This is a genomic window from Ruegeria sp. B32, assembly GCF_025141855.1.
In the GTDB taxonomy this organism is placed as follows: Bacteria; Pseudomonadota; Alphaproteobacteria; order Rhodobacterales; family Rhodobacteraceae; genus Ruegeria; species Ruegeria arenilitoris.
Map to the genome: position 1 here is coordinate 3,041,234 of NZ_CP081106.1, position 16,949 is coordinate 3,058,182.

A 16,949-nucleotide genomic window follows, 5' to 3' on the forward strand; every position below is an offset into this window, starting at 1 on the left:
AGGACGCCATGACAGACGCGACCGTGGATGAGGCAGAAGGCCCGAAGAAGTCGGGTAAAAAGGGACTGATGATTGGCGCGGTTCTGGCGCTTCTGGGTGCTGCGGGAGGGTACTATGTGACCGCGTCCGGGCTTTTGGGCAAAGCACCCGAGGCCGAGGGAAACACAGCGGAAAACGCGGACGCCGGACATGCGATCGATGCGTTGCCGGATGTCGGGTTCGTCGACCTGCCGCCCGTGATCGTGTCCGTGAATTCCGGCGATTCGCGCCATCTGAAATTCCACGCTCAACTTGAGGTGGCCGCCGGTCACGAGGCCGAGGTGGAAAAGATGATTCCCCGCATCATGGACGTGATGAACGGCTATCTCCGGGCCATCAACCTGTCCGACCTCGAAGACTCGCTGGCTCTGGTTCGCATCCGCGGGCACCTGCTGCGGCGCATCGGCATCGTCGTTGGCGAAGGTCGGGTACGTGACGTTCTGGTCACGGAATTCGTATTGAACTAGGAGGCGAAATTGGAACTGATCTCGGACATTCTGCTGGTCGCCGGCGCCTTGGGGGCCGGATTGTACTGTTTTGTTCTGGCCCGACGCCTCAGGCGGTTCACGGACCTGGAGCGGGGCGTCGGTGGCGCGGTTTCCGTGCTGTCCGCACAGGCGGAAGAACTGAAAAAATCCCTGGATGCCGCGCGTGCTGCATCTGACCAGTCCGGACACAAACTGCAGGATCTGACCGAGCGCGCCGAGTCAGTCGCACAGCGGCTTGAGTTGATCATGGCGTCGATGCACGACGTGATCCCCGAGGACAAACCCAAGGTTAAGGAGCCTGCAAATTCCTCGGCCGAAACCAAAAAGCCGTCACCTCTCGAGGCGGAACCGGACTCGCTGAAAGCGGAATCCGGGCCTCAAGCACCCGAGCAACCCGCCGAGCCTGCGGCTGTGGAACCAAAGCCATCCAAGCCGGAAGCCAAGGTCAAATCCACCAACGACTCCGCAGAGGATCCGGGCCCGGTTCCCAAAGGCGTATTGTTCTTCAGGCACAAGGCGCAAGGTAGCGAGGCCCGATCCTGATGCTCAGCCTGCAACCTGCCCAGCGTCGACCACGTGGTGGCGTTCTGACCCTCATTTCAGCCTTGATGATCAGTTCCGCCATCATACGGCTGGGGCTTGAGGCTGGGCCGGCTTTGGCAAGGGGGCCTGACCCCTCGGAAGTCTCTGCACACAGCGCCGGCTCGGACGAAAAACCGGACATGCAAGCCTTGCTGACCGAATTGCTGCGTCGGGAAGCAGCCGTCAAACAGCGTGAGAGCGCGCTGCGCGACAGGGAGCGTGCCCTGGAGATTGCAAACGAGGCCATTGCGACGCGCCTCTCTGATTTGCAAGAGGCCGAGGCATCGCTGCGCGAGACATTGGCCGTGGCGGACAAGGCGGCTGAAACCGACCTTGCCCGTCTGACCGATGTCTATCAGAACATGAAGCCCAAGGACGCCGCGGCGCTGTTCGAAACGATGGATCCGGTTTTTGCGGCCGGTTTCCTGTCGCGTATGCCGCCTGAGGCTGCTGCGGGTGTGATGGCCGGTCTCAGCCCCGAGGCCGCCTATACCATCAGTGTCGTAATGGCCGGACGCAACGCCAACGCCCCCACTGAGTAGCCGCCATGAGCCCCACCCACAAAGACCGCTCTGCCGGAGAGACCACATGATCGGAATTCTTGGAATCGTCTTTATTTTCGTAATGGTGTTCGGCGGCTACCTCGCCGCCGGCGGCAAGATGGCGATCATCCTCAAATCTCTGCCGTTCGAGATGATGATGATCGGCGGGGCCGCCATCGGCGCCTTTCTGATCAGCAATGACCTGTCGGCGGTCAAACACACGATCAAGGATCTGGGCAAGGTTTTCAAAGGCCCGAAGTGGAAGCCCGAAGACTACCGCGATCTGCTGTGCCTTCTGTTCTCGCTAATCCGGCTTGCCCGTTCAAATCCGGTCGAGCTCGAGCAGCACATCGAAGACCATGAAAACTCAGCCATTTTTGCAGCCTTCCCCAAGATACAGGCGGACAAAGAGGCGGTGGACCTGATTTGCGACACCATGCGGTCGGCGGCGATGAACTATGACGATCCCCATCAGGTTGAAGAGGTTCTGGAAAAGCGGATGGATGCCAATTTCCACCACGCCATGCATTCCAGCCACGCCTTGCAAACCGTGGCGGACGGGTTGCCGGCACTGGGGATCGTCGCGGCGGTTCTCGGCGTGATCAAGACCATGGGCTCGATCGACCAACCGCCTGAGGTCTTGGGCAAGTTGATCGGAGGTGCCCTTGTCGGGACTTTCTTGGGCGTCTTTCTGGCCTACGGGCTGGTCGGCCCCTTCGCCGGAAAGCTGAAAGCGGTCGTGGAGGAAGACAATCACTTCTATCAACTGATCCGGGAAGTTCTGGTTGCCAACCTGCACAATCACAACCCTGCAATGTGTATCGAGGTTGGTCGCCAGAACACGCCGACCCACAATCGCCCCGGCTTCACCGAATTGGAAGAAGCCTTGAAAGAGATCAAGCAGGCGGCAGCATGATCCGGATTTTGCTCCTGACCCTTGGCCTGAACGCATTGGCAACTGGTGTGCTGGCGAAGGACGTTCCGGTGCGGTCCGGCGAACATGACGGTTTCACGCGGCTTGTTCTCAGCGTTCCTGCGGGCACCAACTGGAGCCTCGCCCACCGGAAAAACGGCGCGCGCCTGGCGGTCGAATTGGACGACGTGGAATTTAAGACCGGATCGGTCTTTGCACGATTGTCCGCAGGCCGGCTTGAGGCGATATCGCAGGCCGATTCCGGCGCGCCGCTTGAGCTGGACTTCGGCTGTGACTGCGCCGCGACCGCTTTTTTGTACAAGGATACGATGATCGTTGTGGACATAGCGGCGCAAAAAGCCTTGCCTCCGCCAAGTCTGGACATTCCATCGATTGTGATCCCAGAACAGACTTCCAAGCGTCGTCCACAGGCCGAAGCGCCATCAATTGAAATCGTTGCCCCACTTCCGCAACTGGATCGCGATGGCCTGCAGCAGCGCCTTTCGACCCGTCTGTTGCAAGGCTCGGATCGCGGGCTTGTCGACCTGAACGTCACACCTCCGGGTCCGCGTGCCTCGGTGCCGGAAGCGCTTCCGGACATCGCGCAGGATCTGCCTGCTCATATCCAGGTAAGCTCGATCCTTGACGAGTTGGGCAAACTGGGAGAGCCACCTCTGCAACCTCTGGAGTTGCTGCCAGCCTGTATTTCGGATGCCGAATTGGGGTTCGACACCTGGTCTGACGGTCGGCCTTTTGCGCATCAGGTGGCTGAGCTGCGAGCGGGCTTGTTCCTGGAGTTCGACAGGGTCGACAGATCCATCGCGCTCAAGCTCGCAAAGCTGTTGGCACACTGGGGTTTCGGTTCAGAGGCCATACAGGTTCTGCAGTTGATCGAAGATGCATCGCCGGAACAGGAATGGGTTCGAGCGGTCGCGCAAATAATTGATGATCAGCCTGTATCAGAGCCTAACCAACTGCGTGGGTTGCAACGCTGCGACGGCGCGGTTGCCATGTGGGCCGCGATGGCGGATGGCCAGTTGCAGGAAGATGCGCAGCAGGAACGGATGGAACAGGCGTACCTGAGGCTTCCTGAGCATCTACGCCGGATCCTCGGCCCCCGGCTGGCCGAGATATTCGTCACCTCCGGCCAGCTTGAAGCCGCCCGGCGGGTACTTCGTTCGGTGGATCGCGTCCAAACTCTGCAACACCCCGAGGTGACACTCGCGCAGGCAACTGTTGCTGCCGCTGAGGGAGATGCGGACACCCGCGACAATTTGTTGAACGACGTCATCGACAACCCAAGCTCGGATTTGGAAGCCCCGCTTGCCCTGGCCCGGCTCGTTGAAAAGAAGTGGGCAGAGGGTGGGGCCGTTTCGCGACGCCAAATCGATCTGATCTCGGGCTACGCGATCGAACTGCGCAATTCTGAATTGGGCCCGGTCATGGCCCGCGGTCACGCCCTGGCGCTTGCCCTTGGCAGCGAGTTTTCTGCGGCCTTCAATATCCTTGATGCCCATCGCGGAGACGAGACCTGGACCGGCACGCGCAATCGTATTTTGCATCTGGCAGCAGAGCGCGCGGATGACCTGACCTTTCTGCTGTATACAAGTACCCTGAAAACACATGATTTAGAGTCTATTTCGATCGAGACTTCGCTGTTACTGGCCAAGCGTTTTGCGGACCTCGGCTTTGCCAAGCAAGCCCGAGACTTGACTGGTGCAGGTTCGGATGGGACACGCAGGCGCGAACGCGCCATCCTTCGGGCGCGGGCCGCGCTGCTGGAAAACCGACCGGATCTGGCCCTTCGCGAATTGGCCGAGGATCCCTCCGATGACGCTGAAAGGGTGCGGGCACAAGCCCTGACCGATATGGGCAATTACGCGGCCGCCGTTGAGGCTTGGCGAAACATAGGGGATGAGGATACCGCCGCGCGCCTGTCATGGTGGGCGGGGTTCAACTTGGAAAAAGTTGGGGCGAAGGACACAGCGCTGGGGCAGGTCATAGATCTGAGCTCGGCACTGCGTGCGCCAGTGCAGCGAGAACCGGACAAGCCAATTTCAGACGCTGAACAGCTGCTTGAGGCCAGCGCCGACACGCGGCAGAAGATAGCCGAATTGCTGAACGTGACAACTGAATTGGAATAGTCAGGATCCGCGCGACGAACAGCCGGCTTGTGCGCCTCGCATTGAGAGCATGCGCTTGTCTGAAAGAGCAAGCACCGCCAGACTGCCCGGCAAATTCAACCTTATCCAGATCAGGGGCAACGGATGTCCGAAGCGCTCATTCGATGTTTTGTCGCCATTCCCGTATCTTCCGAAATCGCCCAGATATGCGCCGACGTCGCGCGCGCAGTACATTGCGGTCGAAGTTTGCCTGCTGAAAACCTTCATCTGACGCTGGCTTTCCTGGGCGACCAGACCCGAAACGCCTTGATCGAATTGAATGATCACCTCGAAGCGCTGAAGCGCCCGGCCTTTTCCATCAGACTGTCCGGGCTGGGCAGTTTCGGAAACTCCCTGCACATGGTGGTGGAGCCCGATCCTGAACTCCTGCACCTGCATGAAAGCGTCCTGCAGTGCATTAGGCGGGCCGGGCTGACGCTGCAACGCCGCCGCTTTCGACCGCATATCACCATAGTTCGGGGTATTGAATCGTCTCTAAACAAGGCCTTTTTGCATACCCCAGTTCCCCAAGACACCATGGTGGTGACCCAGTTCAACCTCAACTTTTCGACACTTCGGCCGGACGGCGCACGATATGAAACGCTGTCGACCTATCCTCTGCAGTTGCAAGGCTGGTCCGGTCAGGCTGACGACTTGGCCGACCGGTAGAGAGGCTGCACCATGTCACTAAACCGGGTGCCTGGATCGGTAAGGTTCAAAACCGCGCTTCTCAGATTCTTGGCAGCAGACCCTCCGATTTCCGGAGAAGAAAACTCGACAAACTTGTCGATGACGTCCTGTCGCGACATCGGAGACTCAGGCCCTCCCCGGGCATGGATGTCGCCCGAGCGGAAAACGCGACCGTCATGCGTCGTGACCTGAACGTCGGCCCAGCGCCCGGCGGGAAAGCGGGAATTATGGCGGTCCGACTCGGATACGGTGATGCGACTCAGGAAATCGGCGACCATTGGATCGGACAATCCATCGCCGCTGATGTGCTCGACCCCGATCCGCCCGTGTACCGCAAAAGTCGAGACGGCAAATGGCAGCGAGTATTGCGCCTGCGAAGTCGTCTCGGGCATCCCCGAATACAGTTGAACCGCTTCGTGAAAACTGTGGATCTCGACGCGGGCGATCTGGTCATGGGTCAGAGCGTGCCTTGTCATGACCGTGCGCAGCCCGTCGATGGCGGCATGGGCCCAGCGGCAGATCGGATAGGGTTTCACATATTGATGTTCCATCTGCCAAAACGTTCCGAGGTCCTGCCAATAGGGTGCGGCGCGGTCCTCCTCGATGGTGATGGCGGGGGCGCCGGTAAAGCCGCGCTCGGCCAGAATTGCCGCCGACATGCCCACCAGCGCGCCCCAGCCCGACCCGTCATGCAGCATGGTCGGGTTGGCAATCTCGCGCATCATCTGGCTGCGGGGGCCGTGATATTCGGCAATGCCAAGGCCTTGGCGCAACTGGTCCGGTGAATGGCCCCGCAAGCGGGCCGCCATTGCAACCACGCCCAGTGCGTTCCAGGCCCCCGAGGTGTGATAGTCACTGACGGTGGCATGCAGCACGATACCTGCGCGGCCCGCAATTTCGTAGCCGGTGATGACGGCGGCCAGCGCATCGGGTCCGGAAAGATCAGGGCAGTGCTCGGCCAATGCGCACAGCGCGGGCACGACCACCACGCCGATATGCCCTTTGGTCGGGTTGTAACCGTCGTGCCCGTCGAGATTGTCGGTCTGCGTGGCGGCCGCGTAGGCCGCGCCCGCCAGGCTGACCCGGCGCCCGTCGCACAGCATCCGCGCCGAGAATGCAGGATCGGTCGATCCGTACAGCAATGCGGCAGTGTCGCGGGCGATCACGCCGGCCTCCATCGGGGTCGAGGCGATCACGATGCCCAAAGTATCCAGCAGCATCAGGGCCGCCGCTTCGCGCGCGCTGTCGGGCATCTGGTCCGCCGGGCGGTTCAGAACAAACTCGGCGACGCGGGCGAAGGTTTCGGTCACTTGGCACCCTCCATCGCCGGTTTCTGGTCTCGCAGGCGCAGGCCTTCGGGGTCGAACGCAGGCGCATGCAGGATCCGAGCCCTGTGCGGTTTGCCCAGGATGAAGATATGCACCTCGTCACCCGGCTGGGCCACGGCTGGGTTGGCGTATCCGATGGCCAGCGACTTGCCGACCGTATAGCCATAAGCGCCCGAGGTGACGCGCCCGACGGGCGTACCATCTGGGGTGAAGATCGGCTCGCCCCCGCTGGCATCGGCATCGTGGGGGACATCGACCTCGAAAATCGACAGCACCTCGCGCGCGGGATTGTCTTTGATCGCCAGCCAAGCCGCCTTGTGCAGGAAATCCTTGTCTGGCTTGATCAACCCATCCAGACCGACCTCGTGCGGCCAGTACTCCTGCGAATACTCGCGCCCCCATGAGCCATAGCCTTTTTCGATCCGCAACGCGCCCAGAGCACGGCCGCCGACCGGCCCTCCACCGCAGGCGCGGGCAGCGTCCAGAAGCGCGGTATAGAGTCTGATCTGGTCCTCTTCGGCGCAGTGCAGCTCCCACCCCAGATCGCCGGTGAAGCTGACGCGGATGGCAAGGCAGGTGACCCCGGCAACCTCGGTCGTGGCCGAGCGCATGAAGGGGAACGCCGCGTTCGACAGGTCGGCATTGGTCAGCCGTTGCAAGGCCTCTCGCGATTTCGGGCCGGCGATGTTGAAGCCCGCGATGCGGTTGGTGGCGACCTCGAAGGTGGTGCCCTCGGGCAGGTCCACCATGTTGAAGAACCGCTGGTGATAGCGTTCGGCCATACCCGAGCCGATCATCATGTATTCGTCTTGGGCCACCTTGGTGATGGTGAAATCCCCCGCCACGCCACCGCGCACGGAAATCAGCGGGGTCAGGCAAGACCGCCCCACCTCGGTCGGCACCCGGTTGGCCACCAGCCGGTCGAGCCAGTCATGCGCGCCCGGCCCCTTGACGACGTAGTTGGCAAAGTTCGAGATGTCGATCACGCCCACGCTCTCGCGCAGCATCCGGGCCTCTTGCCCCACAGGTTCGAACCAGTTCTGGCGGGTGAAGCCGGTGGTTTCGACCGTTCCGGGCCGGTCGGCGAACCACAGCGGGTGTTCCCAGCCGCAGTTGAGGCCGAAGACCGCGCCCAACTGTTTCTGCATCTCATAGGCAGGGCGCACGCGAGCCGGCCGACCAGCGCTGCGCTCTTCGTTCGGGAAATGGATGGCGAAGCGGTGGGAATATTGGTCGGCGACCCGCGCCTTGGTGAAGTTCTTGCCGGCCCAGTCGCCGAACCGCGCCAGATCCCAGGCGAACATGTCGTATTGCGGCTCGCCCTCGATCATCCATTGCGCGGCCAGGAGGCCCAGCCCGCCCGATTGCGAAAAGCCGGGGATGATGCCGGTGCAGCAGAAATAGTTGCGCAACTCGGGCACCGGCCCCCAGATGGCGTTGGAATCCGGCGACCAGATCATCGGGCCGTTGATCACCCGTTTCACACCTGCGGTCGCGGCCACCGGCACACGCTCGGTCGCGCGGATCACGTTTTCCATGATCCGGTCCAAGTCGTCGGGAAACAGGTCATGGGCGAAATCCAGCGGCGTGCCATCCTCGGCCCAGAACCGCATGTCCTTCTCGTAGGCGCCGATCAGCAGGCCGTTGCCCTCCTGCCGGAAGTAATACTCGCCGTCGCGGTCGGCGATCGAGGGCAGGCGGCGGCCAAGGGCGGCGACCTCGTCAATTGCTTCGGTTACGAAATACTGGTGCTCGGTCGGTTGCAGCGGCAGGTCCAGCCCGGCCATTGCGGCCACCTCGCGCCCCCACAGCCCGGCGGCGTTGACCACCCATTGCGTGTGGATGTCGCCCTTTTCCGTGCGCACGATCCACGAGCCGTCGGGCTGCGGCTCAGTCCCTGTTACGGGGCAAAACCGCTGAATCTCGGCCCCCAGCGCGCGCGCTCCTGCGGCATAGGCATGGGTCACGCCCGATGGGTCTACGTTGCCGCCGTCGGGTTCATACATGATGCAACGGATGTCATCGAACTGCGCCAGCGGGTGCAGCTCCCTCGCCTGTTCGCGGCTGATCTCATGGAAATTCAGGCCATAGAACCGCGCCTTGGCCTCTTGCAGGCGCAGCTGGTGCTCGCGCGCTTCGGTTTGGGCGAGATACAGCGATCCCGGCTGGAACACGCCGCAGCCCTGCCCGGTTTCCTGCTCCAGCTGCTTGTAGAGGTTCATCGTGTAGTGCTGGATGCGGGTGACGTTGTTGTTGTCGTGCAGCCCGTGGATGTTGGCCGCAGCGTGCCAGGTGGACCCGCTGGTCAGTTCGTCCCGCTCGAGCAGGATCACGTCGGTCCAGCCCAGCTTGGCAAGGTGGTAGAGGATCGAACAACCGACAAGGCCCCCTCCGATCACGACGGCCTGTGCATGGGTTCTCATCGGGCTTTTCTCCTGACTGGTGAGGGCGCGTCACCCCTCTGCCTCAGAAGTCAGCCACAGTGTGCGGACACCGTATGCTCTGTTCCCGACCCCAAATGTCGGGAACAGGGCAAGTTGGGCCGGAATCCCGGTTCGGGATCGTCTAGTAGGGTGCCTCGACGTCGTTCATCGAGACATAGACGGTTTTCATTTCCGAATAGTGGTTGATCGCCAGCTTCGAATTCTCGCGCCCGACGCCTGACATTTTCGACCCGCCGAACGGGGCTTCGACCGGGGCCAGGTTGTAGGTGTTGATGTAGCAGGTGCCCGCCTCGAACCCGGCCACCACGCGATGGGCGCGGGTCAGGTCGTTGGTGAACACGCCGGCGGCCAGGCCGAACTCGGTGGCGTTGACGCGGGCCATCACCTCGTCTTCGGTTTCGAAATCCAGAACCGACATGACGGGGCCGAAGATTTCCTCGCGGGCGATGGTCATGTCGTCGGTCACATCGGCAAAGACCGTGGGCTGAATGTAGAAGCCCCGGCGATCCAGCCGCGCGCCGCCATGGACCAGCCGCGCGCCCTCGGCCTTGCCCTTCTCGATATAGCCCAGAACGATGTTCATCTGGTTTTCGCTGACCATCGGGCCGAAGTTCACGGCCTCATCCATCGGGTCGCCGATCTTCACATTGGCAAGGCGTTCGGTCAGACGGCTCAGGAAGGCCTCTTTGATACCCTTCTGCACGAAGACGCGCGTACCGTTGGAACAGACCTGACCGGATGAGTAGAAATTGCCCAGGATCGCGCCCGAGACGGCGTTTTCGATGTCGGCATCGTCGAACACGATCAGGGGCGACTTGCCGCCCAGTTCCATCGTGACGTGTTTCATGCCCTCGGCCGCGGCAGCATAGACCTTGCGGCCCGTGGGTACCGAGCCGGTCAGCGACACCTTGGCCACGCGCGGGTCGGTGACCAGCGCGGCGCCCACATCGCCATAGCCCTGAACCACGTTGTAGATGCCCTTGGGCGAGCCGGCCTCGATCAGGATCTCCGCCACTTTCAATGCCGACAGGGGCGTGGTTTCCGAGGGTTTGAAAACCATCGCATTGCCGCAGGCCAGCGCCGGGGCGCCCTTCCAGCAGGCGATCTGGGTGGGGTAGTTCCACGCGCCGATGCCGACGCAGACGCCCAGCGCCTCGCGGATGGTATAAACGAAATCGCCGCCACCCAGCGGGATGTGCTCACCGGTCAGGGACCCGGCCAGCCCGCCGAAATATTCCAACGCATCCGCGCCCGAGGTCGCATCGGCCACCAGCGTTTCCTGCAACGGCTTGCCGGTGTCATGGGTTTCCAGGATCGACAGCTCGCGGTTGCGCTCGCGCATGATGTCGGCGGCGCGGCGCAGGACGCGGCCGCGCTCGGTCCCGGTCATCGCCGCCCAGGCCTTTTGCGCGCGCTTTGCGCTCGTTAGAGCCTGTTCGATGATCTGCGGCGTCGCCGAATGCAAGCGGGCGATGACCTCGCCCGTAGCTGGATAGATCACGTCGATCGGGGTGCCTGCGGTGTCTTCGACATATTCGCCATCAATAAAGTGGCTGGCCTTGGGCTGAACTTTCATCGCGGATCCTTTTTTACTCTGGCCCCGGGGAACCGGTGCCGGTCGGTTTCATCCGCAGGTAATGATTATTGATTGATCAGTCAATAAAGCACTGCTTTGGGCGAATTCTTGCCAACAAAAAAAGGGGCACTCTTGAAAAAAATGGTTAATGTTCCATTTCTGTTCTGCATGATCGGAGGATCACCAGATGGAACAGTCTTTGCGCAATACCGCCCCGATGGGGCCGACCAACGACTACCACATTCTGCCCGTCACGGACCGTCAGATGCGCTATGCGCGCGCGATCGCCCAGCAGTCCGCGCTGGAGATCCCGGTTGAGGCGCAGCGCGATCGGCGATCCATGTCCGATTGGATCTCGGCGCACAAGCCGCACGATCCCTCCCCCTTTGCCGACTACCCGACGGGCAAACAGGTGGCCTTTGCCGAGCGGATCTCGCGCACCAAACGCCGCCCGATCCCCAGCGAGTGCTTCCGCGACAAACGTGCGATGTCGCAATGGATTGAGCGGAACAAGTGAAGAAATGTGGCCGGCGGGCTCAGGCGTCTTTGTCATGGCGATGGCGATGCGACCGACCATACAGCCCTACGGCCGCTGCCACGAACAGGCCCAGTAGAATATAGCCGGTAATCGCCTCAGCCACGGCAAGCGCGCGGCACACGCCAACCGGCCGCAAGTCACCAAAACCAACCGTCGTGAAGGTAACATACGAGAAGTACAGGACATCCGCCGGACCGCGGGCGCCTTCAACGCACAGATCGTAGTACCCGTATGACCCGTAGACTGCAGCGAACAGAAACGGCACGACCTGAATGAAGGAAATCCCCATCAGCAGCAACTGCCGCTTGGGCGAGCGCACAAGCGCAATGTAGTACCAGGTTTGCGAGAACAGCCAAATCGCCAGCCCGATGGTGGCTGCGGCTCCGATCGTGTCGCCGGCGGCGGATTCGGTCAGGTGTGAAAGGATGTACCAAGCCAGCGCACTGAGCATGACAAGGCCCATCGCTGCGATCAGCGTGGGCTTCCAATCCTGCAATGTGGTTGGATCATGCGCCATCGTCCCCCTCCCCAAGCACGGGTACCGGCCATTTTTTAACGCCGGGCGCATCATCGCAAGCTTTTTTGCGGGATTCGAAGCTATTGGCCGCCGATATGCTCTTCGCCGCGCGCCCGCGCCAGCGCGATCTGTTTCTGCCGTTCGCGGAACCGGGCCTTGTCGGCCTCGGACGTCTCGTGGATGCATTGGTGGCAGGACACGCCGTGCTCGTATTCGGGGCGCTCCATGTCCTGGGGCAGGATCGGGCGGCGGCAGCCATGACACAGCTGGTGCGGTCCCTCGGCCAACCCGTGCCCTACGGAAACGCGATTGTCGAACACGAAGCACTCGCCCTTCCAGGTGCTGTCCTCGGGCGGGACCTCCTCGAGATAGCGCAGGATGCCGCCCTTCAGGTGATAGACATCCTCGACCCCCTGCCCCAGCAGATAGTTGGTGGATTTCTCGCAGCGGATGCCGCCTGTGCAGAACATGGCGACGCGCTTGTTGTGGAACCGGTCCTTGTTATGCTCCCACCAGGTAGGAAAATCGCGGAAACTGGCCGTTTTAGGGTCGATTGCGCCGTCGAACGTACCGATCGACACCTCATAATCATTGCGCGTATCGATCACCACCACATCATCCGAACGGATCAGATCGTTCCAGTCCTGAGGCTCGACATAGTGGCCGGTGCGGGCGCGCGGATCGACATCCGGCTGGCCCATGGTCACGATCTCTTTCTTCAGGCGCACCTTCATCTTTCCAAAAGGCGGCTGGCTGGCGGTGGCCTCTTTCCATTCCAGATCGGCGCAGCCCGGCAGCGCCCGAATATGCGCCAGAGCCGCGTCGATCCCGGCGCGTGGGCCGGCGATGGTGCCGTTGATGCCCTCATGCGCCAGCAGCAGCGTGCCCTTGACCGACTGCGCGCGGCACAGCTCCAGCAGCGGCGCGCGCAGGGCGTCCGGGTCGGCAAAACGGGTGAAGTGATACAGTGCGGCGATCGTGTACATGGCCGCGATCTAATGCGCGCCCCCCCGCAACGCAAGAGACCGCATTGACGACCACCGCCCGCCCCCCTACCGATAGGACGCGCAAAGGAGGCCGCCATGACCCATGCCCTGATCGTGATCGATGTCCAGAACGATTTCTGCCCCGGCGGCGCGCTGGCAGTTCCCAACGGGGATAAGATCGTCGCCCCGATCAATGCCATGATTCCCGATTTCGATGCGGTGATCCTGACGCAGGACTGGCACCCGGCGGGTCATTCCTCGTTCGCGTCCTCCCATCCGGGCAAGGCGCCTTATGATCTGGTCGAGATGCCCTATGGCCCGCAGGTCCTGTGGCCCGACCATTGCGTGCAGGGCACACCCGGCGCCGAATTCCACCCCGACCTGCGTACCGATGCCGACCTGATCCTGCGCAAGGGCTTCCGTAGCGCGATCGACAGCTATTCCGGCTTCTTCGAAAACGACCACACCACGCCCACCGGGCTGGAAGGCTATCTGCGCACGCGCGGGATCGACCGGCTGACGCTGGTGGGCCTGGCGACCGATTTCTGCGTGCATTATTCGGCGGTGGATGCGGCCCGGCTGGGCTTTGACGTGACCGTCAGAACCGACGTTTGCCGCGCAATCGATCTGGATGGATCGCTCGCAGCGGCGGAACAGGCCATGCGCGACGCGGGTGTTACGCTGGCCTAGCGGTTCAGGGCGTCGCTCCGGCCGCAGCCAGGTATTTCAGCAGGACGAACACGATAACCGCAAGGCCAAGGGCGAAGCCAATGCGCCCCGGCACGGTTCTTCGGTCAGGTTTTGCGGGCGCGGGTGTGGCCGGTTGCGGGCGGCGCACCGGATCGCGGCGTTTGATATCGACACTGGGTTGCGCGCTGCGGACATGGCGCAGAAAGCCGTGCAGATAGAATTCACCGCAATACTGGCCGCGCAATCCCGTTGCCCGAATATTTGCAAACAGCCGACGCAAGACTTTTTCGCGGGCCTCGGCGTCTTCGGCCGGATAGAAACCACGTGCATCACTATTGCCGTGGCTGTCCAGAATGAACCCGGCATCCACGAACATCTGGCGCAGCTGCGGTGACGCTCCCCTAAGAGCATCGGCCGTCTTTACGTCGCGAAACCGCGCGTAGACGGTTGCGGTTTTCGAGTCTGCCGCAGTCGCCGAACCGCAATCACCCCCATCTTTCGCAATCGTTACAATATCAAAGTCGTAAGCCAGAACCATTCAGCCAACTACTACCTTCTCGTACCATCCCACCGTCTAACTAGACCGCGAAAAGAACAGACATTATGCCCGCATTATGGCCTGTCCTAGGCATTGTTACCAAATCCGCGACTCTTGCCATTCACCGCCCTGATTGATCTAACAACGGAAATGGCAGGAGTTCCCCATGGTCGACATCGCGACCCGTGTCTACAATCACAAATGGAAGATCGACCCGATTGTCCGGTCTTTGATCGACACAGACTTCTACAAACTGCTGATGTGCCAGTCAGTGTTTCGAAACCGACCTCAAACAACGGTCGAGTTTTCCTTGATCAACCGCTCGAATCACGTCCCGCTGGCCAAGCTGATCGACGAGGGCGAGCTGCGCGAACAGCTGGACCACATCCGTTCACTCAGCCTCAGCCGGGGTGAAAGCACCTGGCTGCGGGGCAACACTTTCTACGGCAAACGCCAGATGTTCCGCCCCGATTTCATGGAATGGTTCGAGAATCTGCGCCTGCCGCCCTATTACCTGGAGCGCCGCGGCGATCAGTACGAGCTGACATTCGAAGGGAAATGGCACGAGGTCATGCTGTGGGAGATCCCGGCGCTGGCGGTGCTGATGGAGCTGCGCTCGCGTGCGGTTCTGAACGACATGCGCCGGTTCGAGCTTCAGGTTCTCTATGCCCGCGCCATGACCCGTGTCTGGGAAAAGATCGAAACGCTGCGCGGCATTCCCGGTTTGGGGATCGCCGATTTCGGCACCCGGCGGCGGCACTCCTTTTTGTGGCAGGATTGGTGCGTGCAGGCGATGATCGAGGGGCTGGGCCCGGCGTTTACCGGCACGTCGAACTGCCTGATCGCCATGCGGCGCGAGGTCGAGGCGATCGGCACCAATGCGCATGAACTGCCGATGGTCTATTCAGCGCTGGCCGAAACCGACGAGGAACTGGCCCGCGCGCCCTATGACGTGCTGAGCGACTGGCATGACGAACATGACGGCAACCTGCGGATCATCCTGCCCGACACCTATGGCACCAAGGGGTTTCTGGACCGCGCGCCCGACTGGCTGGCCGGCTGGACTGGCATCCGCATCGACAGCGGCGATCCGGCCAAGGGCGCCGAGATCGCCATCGACTGGTGGAAATCGCGCGGCGAGGATGCCAGCCAGAAGCGGATCATTTTCTCGGACGGGCTCGACGTGGACAAGATCCGCGAATTGCATGGCCAATTCGCGGGCCGGGTGAAGGTCTCGTTCGGGTGGGGCACTTTGCTGACCAACGATTTCCGCGGTCTGGTGCCGGGGGATGCGCTGGCGCCGTTCTCGCTGGTGTGCAAGGCGGTCTCGGCCAATGGGCGGCCGACGGTGAAACTGTCGGACAACCCCGAAAAGGCGATGGGGCCGAAAGACGAAATCGAGCGCTACAAGCGCGTCTTTGGCGTAGGGGACCAAGAAGCGATCGAAGTGATCGTCTAGCACGGCTCAGCCGTGATGGGCGGCCACGGTTTTCAACTGGGAAAACCCGTACAGCGCCTCGAACCCCTTTTCGCGGCCATGGCCCGATTTTCCGACCCCGCCGAACGGCAGCTCAACCCCGCCGCCCGCGCCGTAATTGTTGATGAACACCTGCCCCGCGCGCAGCCGTTTGGCCAGCCGCATCTGCCGCGCGCCGTCCCGCGTCCAGATCCCGGCCACCAGCCCGTAATCGGTGCCGTTGGCGATTTGAACGGCCTGTTCCTCGGTGTCGAAGGGGATCAGAACCTGGACCGGGCCAAAGATTTCCTTCTGCGCCAGCGGATGATCGGGCGGCACGTCACCAAATAGCGTCGGGCGCACATAGGCCCCGCCCGGCGGCGCGTGATCCACGATCCGGCCTTGTGCTGCGATCTCAAGATCGGCCCCCCGCGCCAGAAAGCCGGTCACGATCTGCTTCTGCCGGTCCGAGATCAGCGGTCCGACGCGCAGATCCTCGGTCGCGGGGCCGACGGTCAGATCGGCATAGGCGGCGGCCATGCGCGCCTTGACCTCGGCATAGACTCCGCGCTGCACCAGAACACGCGACCCGGCCGAGCAGGTCTGACCCGCGTTCTGGATGCCCGCACTCACCAGAAACGGCAACGCGGCCTCCAGATCGGCATCATCGAACACCAGTTGCGGAGATTTCCCGCCCAGTTCCAGCGTCACCGGCACCACGTTGGCCCCGGCCGCCTGTTGCACCAGCGCGCCCGTCGCCACGGACCCGGTGAACGAGATATGATGCACACCCGGATGCGCCGACAGGGCCGCGCCCGCCTCAGCCCCGATGCCGGGCACCACGTTCAGCGCCCCCGGCGGCAGGCCGGCCTCGGTTGCCAGATGGGCAAAGGCCAGCGCGGTCAGACAGGCCTCTTCCGCCGGTTTCAGCACGCAAGCATTGCCCATGGCCAGCGCCGCCCCGACCGAGCGGCCGATGATCTGCATCGGGTAGTTCCACGGCACGATATGGCCGGTCACACCGTGCGGCTCGCGCAGGGTGTAGACCGTGTAGCCGTCCAGATAGGGGATAGTCTGGCCCATCACCTTGTCCGCCGCACCGCCGTAGAATTCGCAATACCGCGCCAGCGCCAGCGCATCGGCGCGCGCCTGGGTGAGCGGTTTGCCCACATCCAAAGCTTCGAGCAACGCAAGCTCTTCGGTCCGGTCCTGCACCAACTGCCCCAGCCGGGTCAGGATGCGGCCCCGCTCCAGCGCGGTCATCCGGCCCCAGTCGCCGTCCAGCGCCGCCTGCGCGGCCTGCACGGCGGCATCGATCTGCGGCGCCTCACCGCGCGCAATCCGGCACAGCGGCGTGCCGTCGGACGGGTTGGTCAGATCAAGCGTGCCGTCGGTTGCGACCCAATCGCCGCCGATCAGGCACAGGGTGGGATCAAACCAGATGGGATTTAGCATATCCG

16 protein-coding genes are annotated in these 16,949 nt (G+C 62.3%); 9 read left to right on the plus strand and 7 right to left on the minus strand.

The features are described 5' to 3' along the window. Nucleotides 1-8 precede the first annotated feature (8 nt). From fliL to thpR, 6 genes are all read left to right on the plus strand, one after another. Entirely contained in the window at nucleotides 9-506 is a 498-nt protein-coding gene (fliL, locus tag K3752_RS15445; protein WP_222457705.1) for a flagellar basal body-associated protein FliL, read from the plus strand. Between the two features lie 9 nt (nucleotides 507-515). Continuing rightward, on the plus strand, nucleotides 516-1,070 hold the full coding sequence (locus tag K3752_RS15450) for a hypothetical protein (RefSeq protein ID WP_260063715.1): 555 nt from the start codon (nucleotides 516-518) through the stop codon (nucleotides 1,068-1,070). After that, nucleotides 1,070-1,651: a MotE family protein gene (locus K3752_RS15455; RefSeq protein ID WP_409233605.1), complete on the plus strand. Its 582-nt coding sequence runs from the start codon at nucleotides 1,070-1,072 to the stop codon at nucleotides 1,649-1,651. The genes K3752_RS15450 and K3752_RS15455 overlap by 1 nt, the downstream gene beginning before the upstream one ends. A gap of 46 nt (nucleotides 1,652-1,697) precedes the next feature. After that, complete coding sequence (gene motA / locus K3752_RS15460; RefSeq protein ID WP_170364095.1) at nucleotides 1,698-2,567, plus strand: flagellar motor stator protein MotA; 870 nt, start codon at nucleotides 1,698-1,700, stop codon at nucleotides 2,565-2,567. Next, complete coding sequence (locus K3752_RS15465; protein WP_260063717.1) at nucleotides 2,564-4,708, plus strand: hypothetical protein; 2,145 nt, start codon at nucleotides 2,564-2,566, stop codon at nucleotides 4,706-4,708. The genes motA and K3752_RS15465 overlap by 4 nt, the downstream gene beginning before the upstream one ends. A 123-nt stretch (nucleotides 4,709-4,831) precedes the next feature. Then, nucleotides 4,832-5,395 (plus strand): RNA 2',3'-cyclic phosphodiesterase, encoded by a 564-nt coding sequence (gene thpR, locus K3752_RS15470; protein WP_260063718.1) that lies wholly within the window; start codon nucleotides 4,832-4,834, stop codon nucleotides 5,393-5,395. On the opposite strand, the gene K3752_RS15475 is transcribed toward thpR, so the two are convergent. The 3 genes from K3752_RS15475 to betB form a co-directional block, all read right to left on the minus strand. Beyond that, nucleotides 5,368-6,726, minus strand: a complete 1,359-nt coding sequence (locus K3752_RS15475; RefSeq protein WP_260063719.1) for an MmgE/PrpD family protein — start codon at nucleotides 6,724-6,726, stop codon at nucleotides 5,368-5,370. The two genes, thpR and K3752_RS15475, sit on opposite strands and share 28 nt — an antisense overlap. Further along, nucleotides 6,723-9,167, minus strand: coding sequence for an FAD-dependent oxidoreductase (locus K3752_RS15480; protein ID WP_260063720.1), 2,445 nt, complete (start codon nucleotides 9,165-9,167; stop codon nucleotides 6,723-6,725). The genes K3752_RS15475 and K3752_RS15480 overlap by 4 nt, the downstream gene beginning before the upstream one ends. 142 nt (nucleotides 9,168-9,309) lie before the next feature. Continuing rightward, complete coding sequence (gene betB, locus K3752_RS15485; RefSeq protein ID WP_260063721.1) at nucleotides 9,310-10,764, minus strand: betaine-aldehyde dehydrogenase; 1,455 nt, start codon at nucleotides 10,762-10,764, stop codon at nucleotides 9,310-9,312. A gap of 187 nt (nucleotides 10,765-10,951) precedes the next feature. Here betB and K3752_RS15490 point away from each other — a divergent pair, with 187 nt between their 5' ends. Continuing rightward, nucleotides 10,952-11,281 (plus strand): hypothetical protein, encoded by a 330-nt coding sequence (locus tag K3752_RS15490; RefSeq protein WP_260063722.1) that lies wholly within the window; start codon nucleotides 10,952-10,954, stop codon nucleotides 11,279-11,281. A 19-nt stretch (nucleotides 11,282-11,300) separates the two neighbouring features. On the opposite strand, the gene K3752_RS15495 is transcribed toward K3752_RS15490, so the two are convergent. Both K3752_RS15495 and K3752_RS15500 read right to left on the minus strand, forming a co-directional pair. Next, entirely contained in the window at nucleotides 11,301-11,819 is a 519-nt protein-coding gene (locus K3752_RS15495; protein WP_170364636.1) for a potassium channel family protein, read from the minus strand. An 80-nt stretch (nucleotides 11,820-11,899) separates the two neighbouring features. After that, the gene (locus K3752_RS15500; RefSeq protein WP_260063723.1) at nucleotides 11,900-12,805 is read right to left on the minus strand and encodes a rhodanese-related sulfurtransferase; all 906 of its coding nucleotides are present in this window, start codon (nucleotides 12,803-12,805) and stop codon (nucleotides 11,900-11,902) included. Nucleotides 12,806-12,901: 96 nt separating this feature from the next. Here K3752_RS15500 and pncA point away from each other — a divergent pair, with 96 nt between their 5' ends. Next, the gene (gene pncA / locus K3752_RS15505; protein WP_260063724.1) at nucleotides 12,902-13,495 is read left to right on the plus strand and encodes a bifunctional nicotinamidase/pyrazinamidase; all 594 of its coding nucleotides are present in this window, start codon (nucleotides 12,902-12,904) and stop codon (nucleotides 13,493-13,495) included. Nucleotides 13,496-13,499: 4 nt separating this feature from the next. On the opposite strand, the gene K3752_RS15510 is transcribed toward pncA, so the two are convergent. After that, the gene (locus K3752_RS15510; RefSeq protein ID WP_260063725.1) at nucleotides 13,500-14,033 is read right to left on the minus strand and encodes a hypothetical protein; all 534 of its coding nucleotides are present in this window, start codon (nucleotides 14,031-14,033) and stop codon (nucleotides 13,500-13,502) included. Between the two features lie 166 nt (nucleotides 14,034-14,199). Between K3752_RS15510 and pncB the strand changes: the two genes are divergently transcribed. Then, nucleotides 14,200-15,492: a nicotinate phosphoribosyltransferase gene (gene pncB / locus K3752_RS15515; protein WP_260063726.1), complete on the plus strand. Its 1,293-nt coding sequence runs from the start codon at nucleotides 14,200-14,202 to the stop codon at nucleotides 15,490-15,492. 6 nt (nucleotides 15,493-15,498) lie between these two features. Here the strand turns inward: pncB and K3752_RS15520 are convergent, their stop codons facing one another. After that, on the minus strand, nucleotides 15,499-16,944 hold the full coding sequence (locus tag K3752_RS15520) for an aldehyde dehydrogenase family protein (RefSeq protein WP_260063727.1): 1,446 nt from the start codon (nucleotides 16,942-16,944) through the stop codon (nucleotides 15,499-15,501). Between the last annotated feature and the right edge of the window lie 5 nt (nucleotides 16,945-16,949).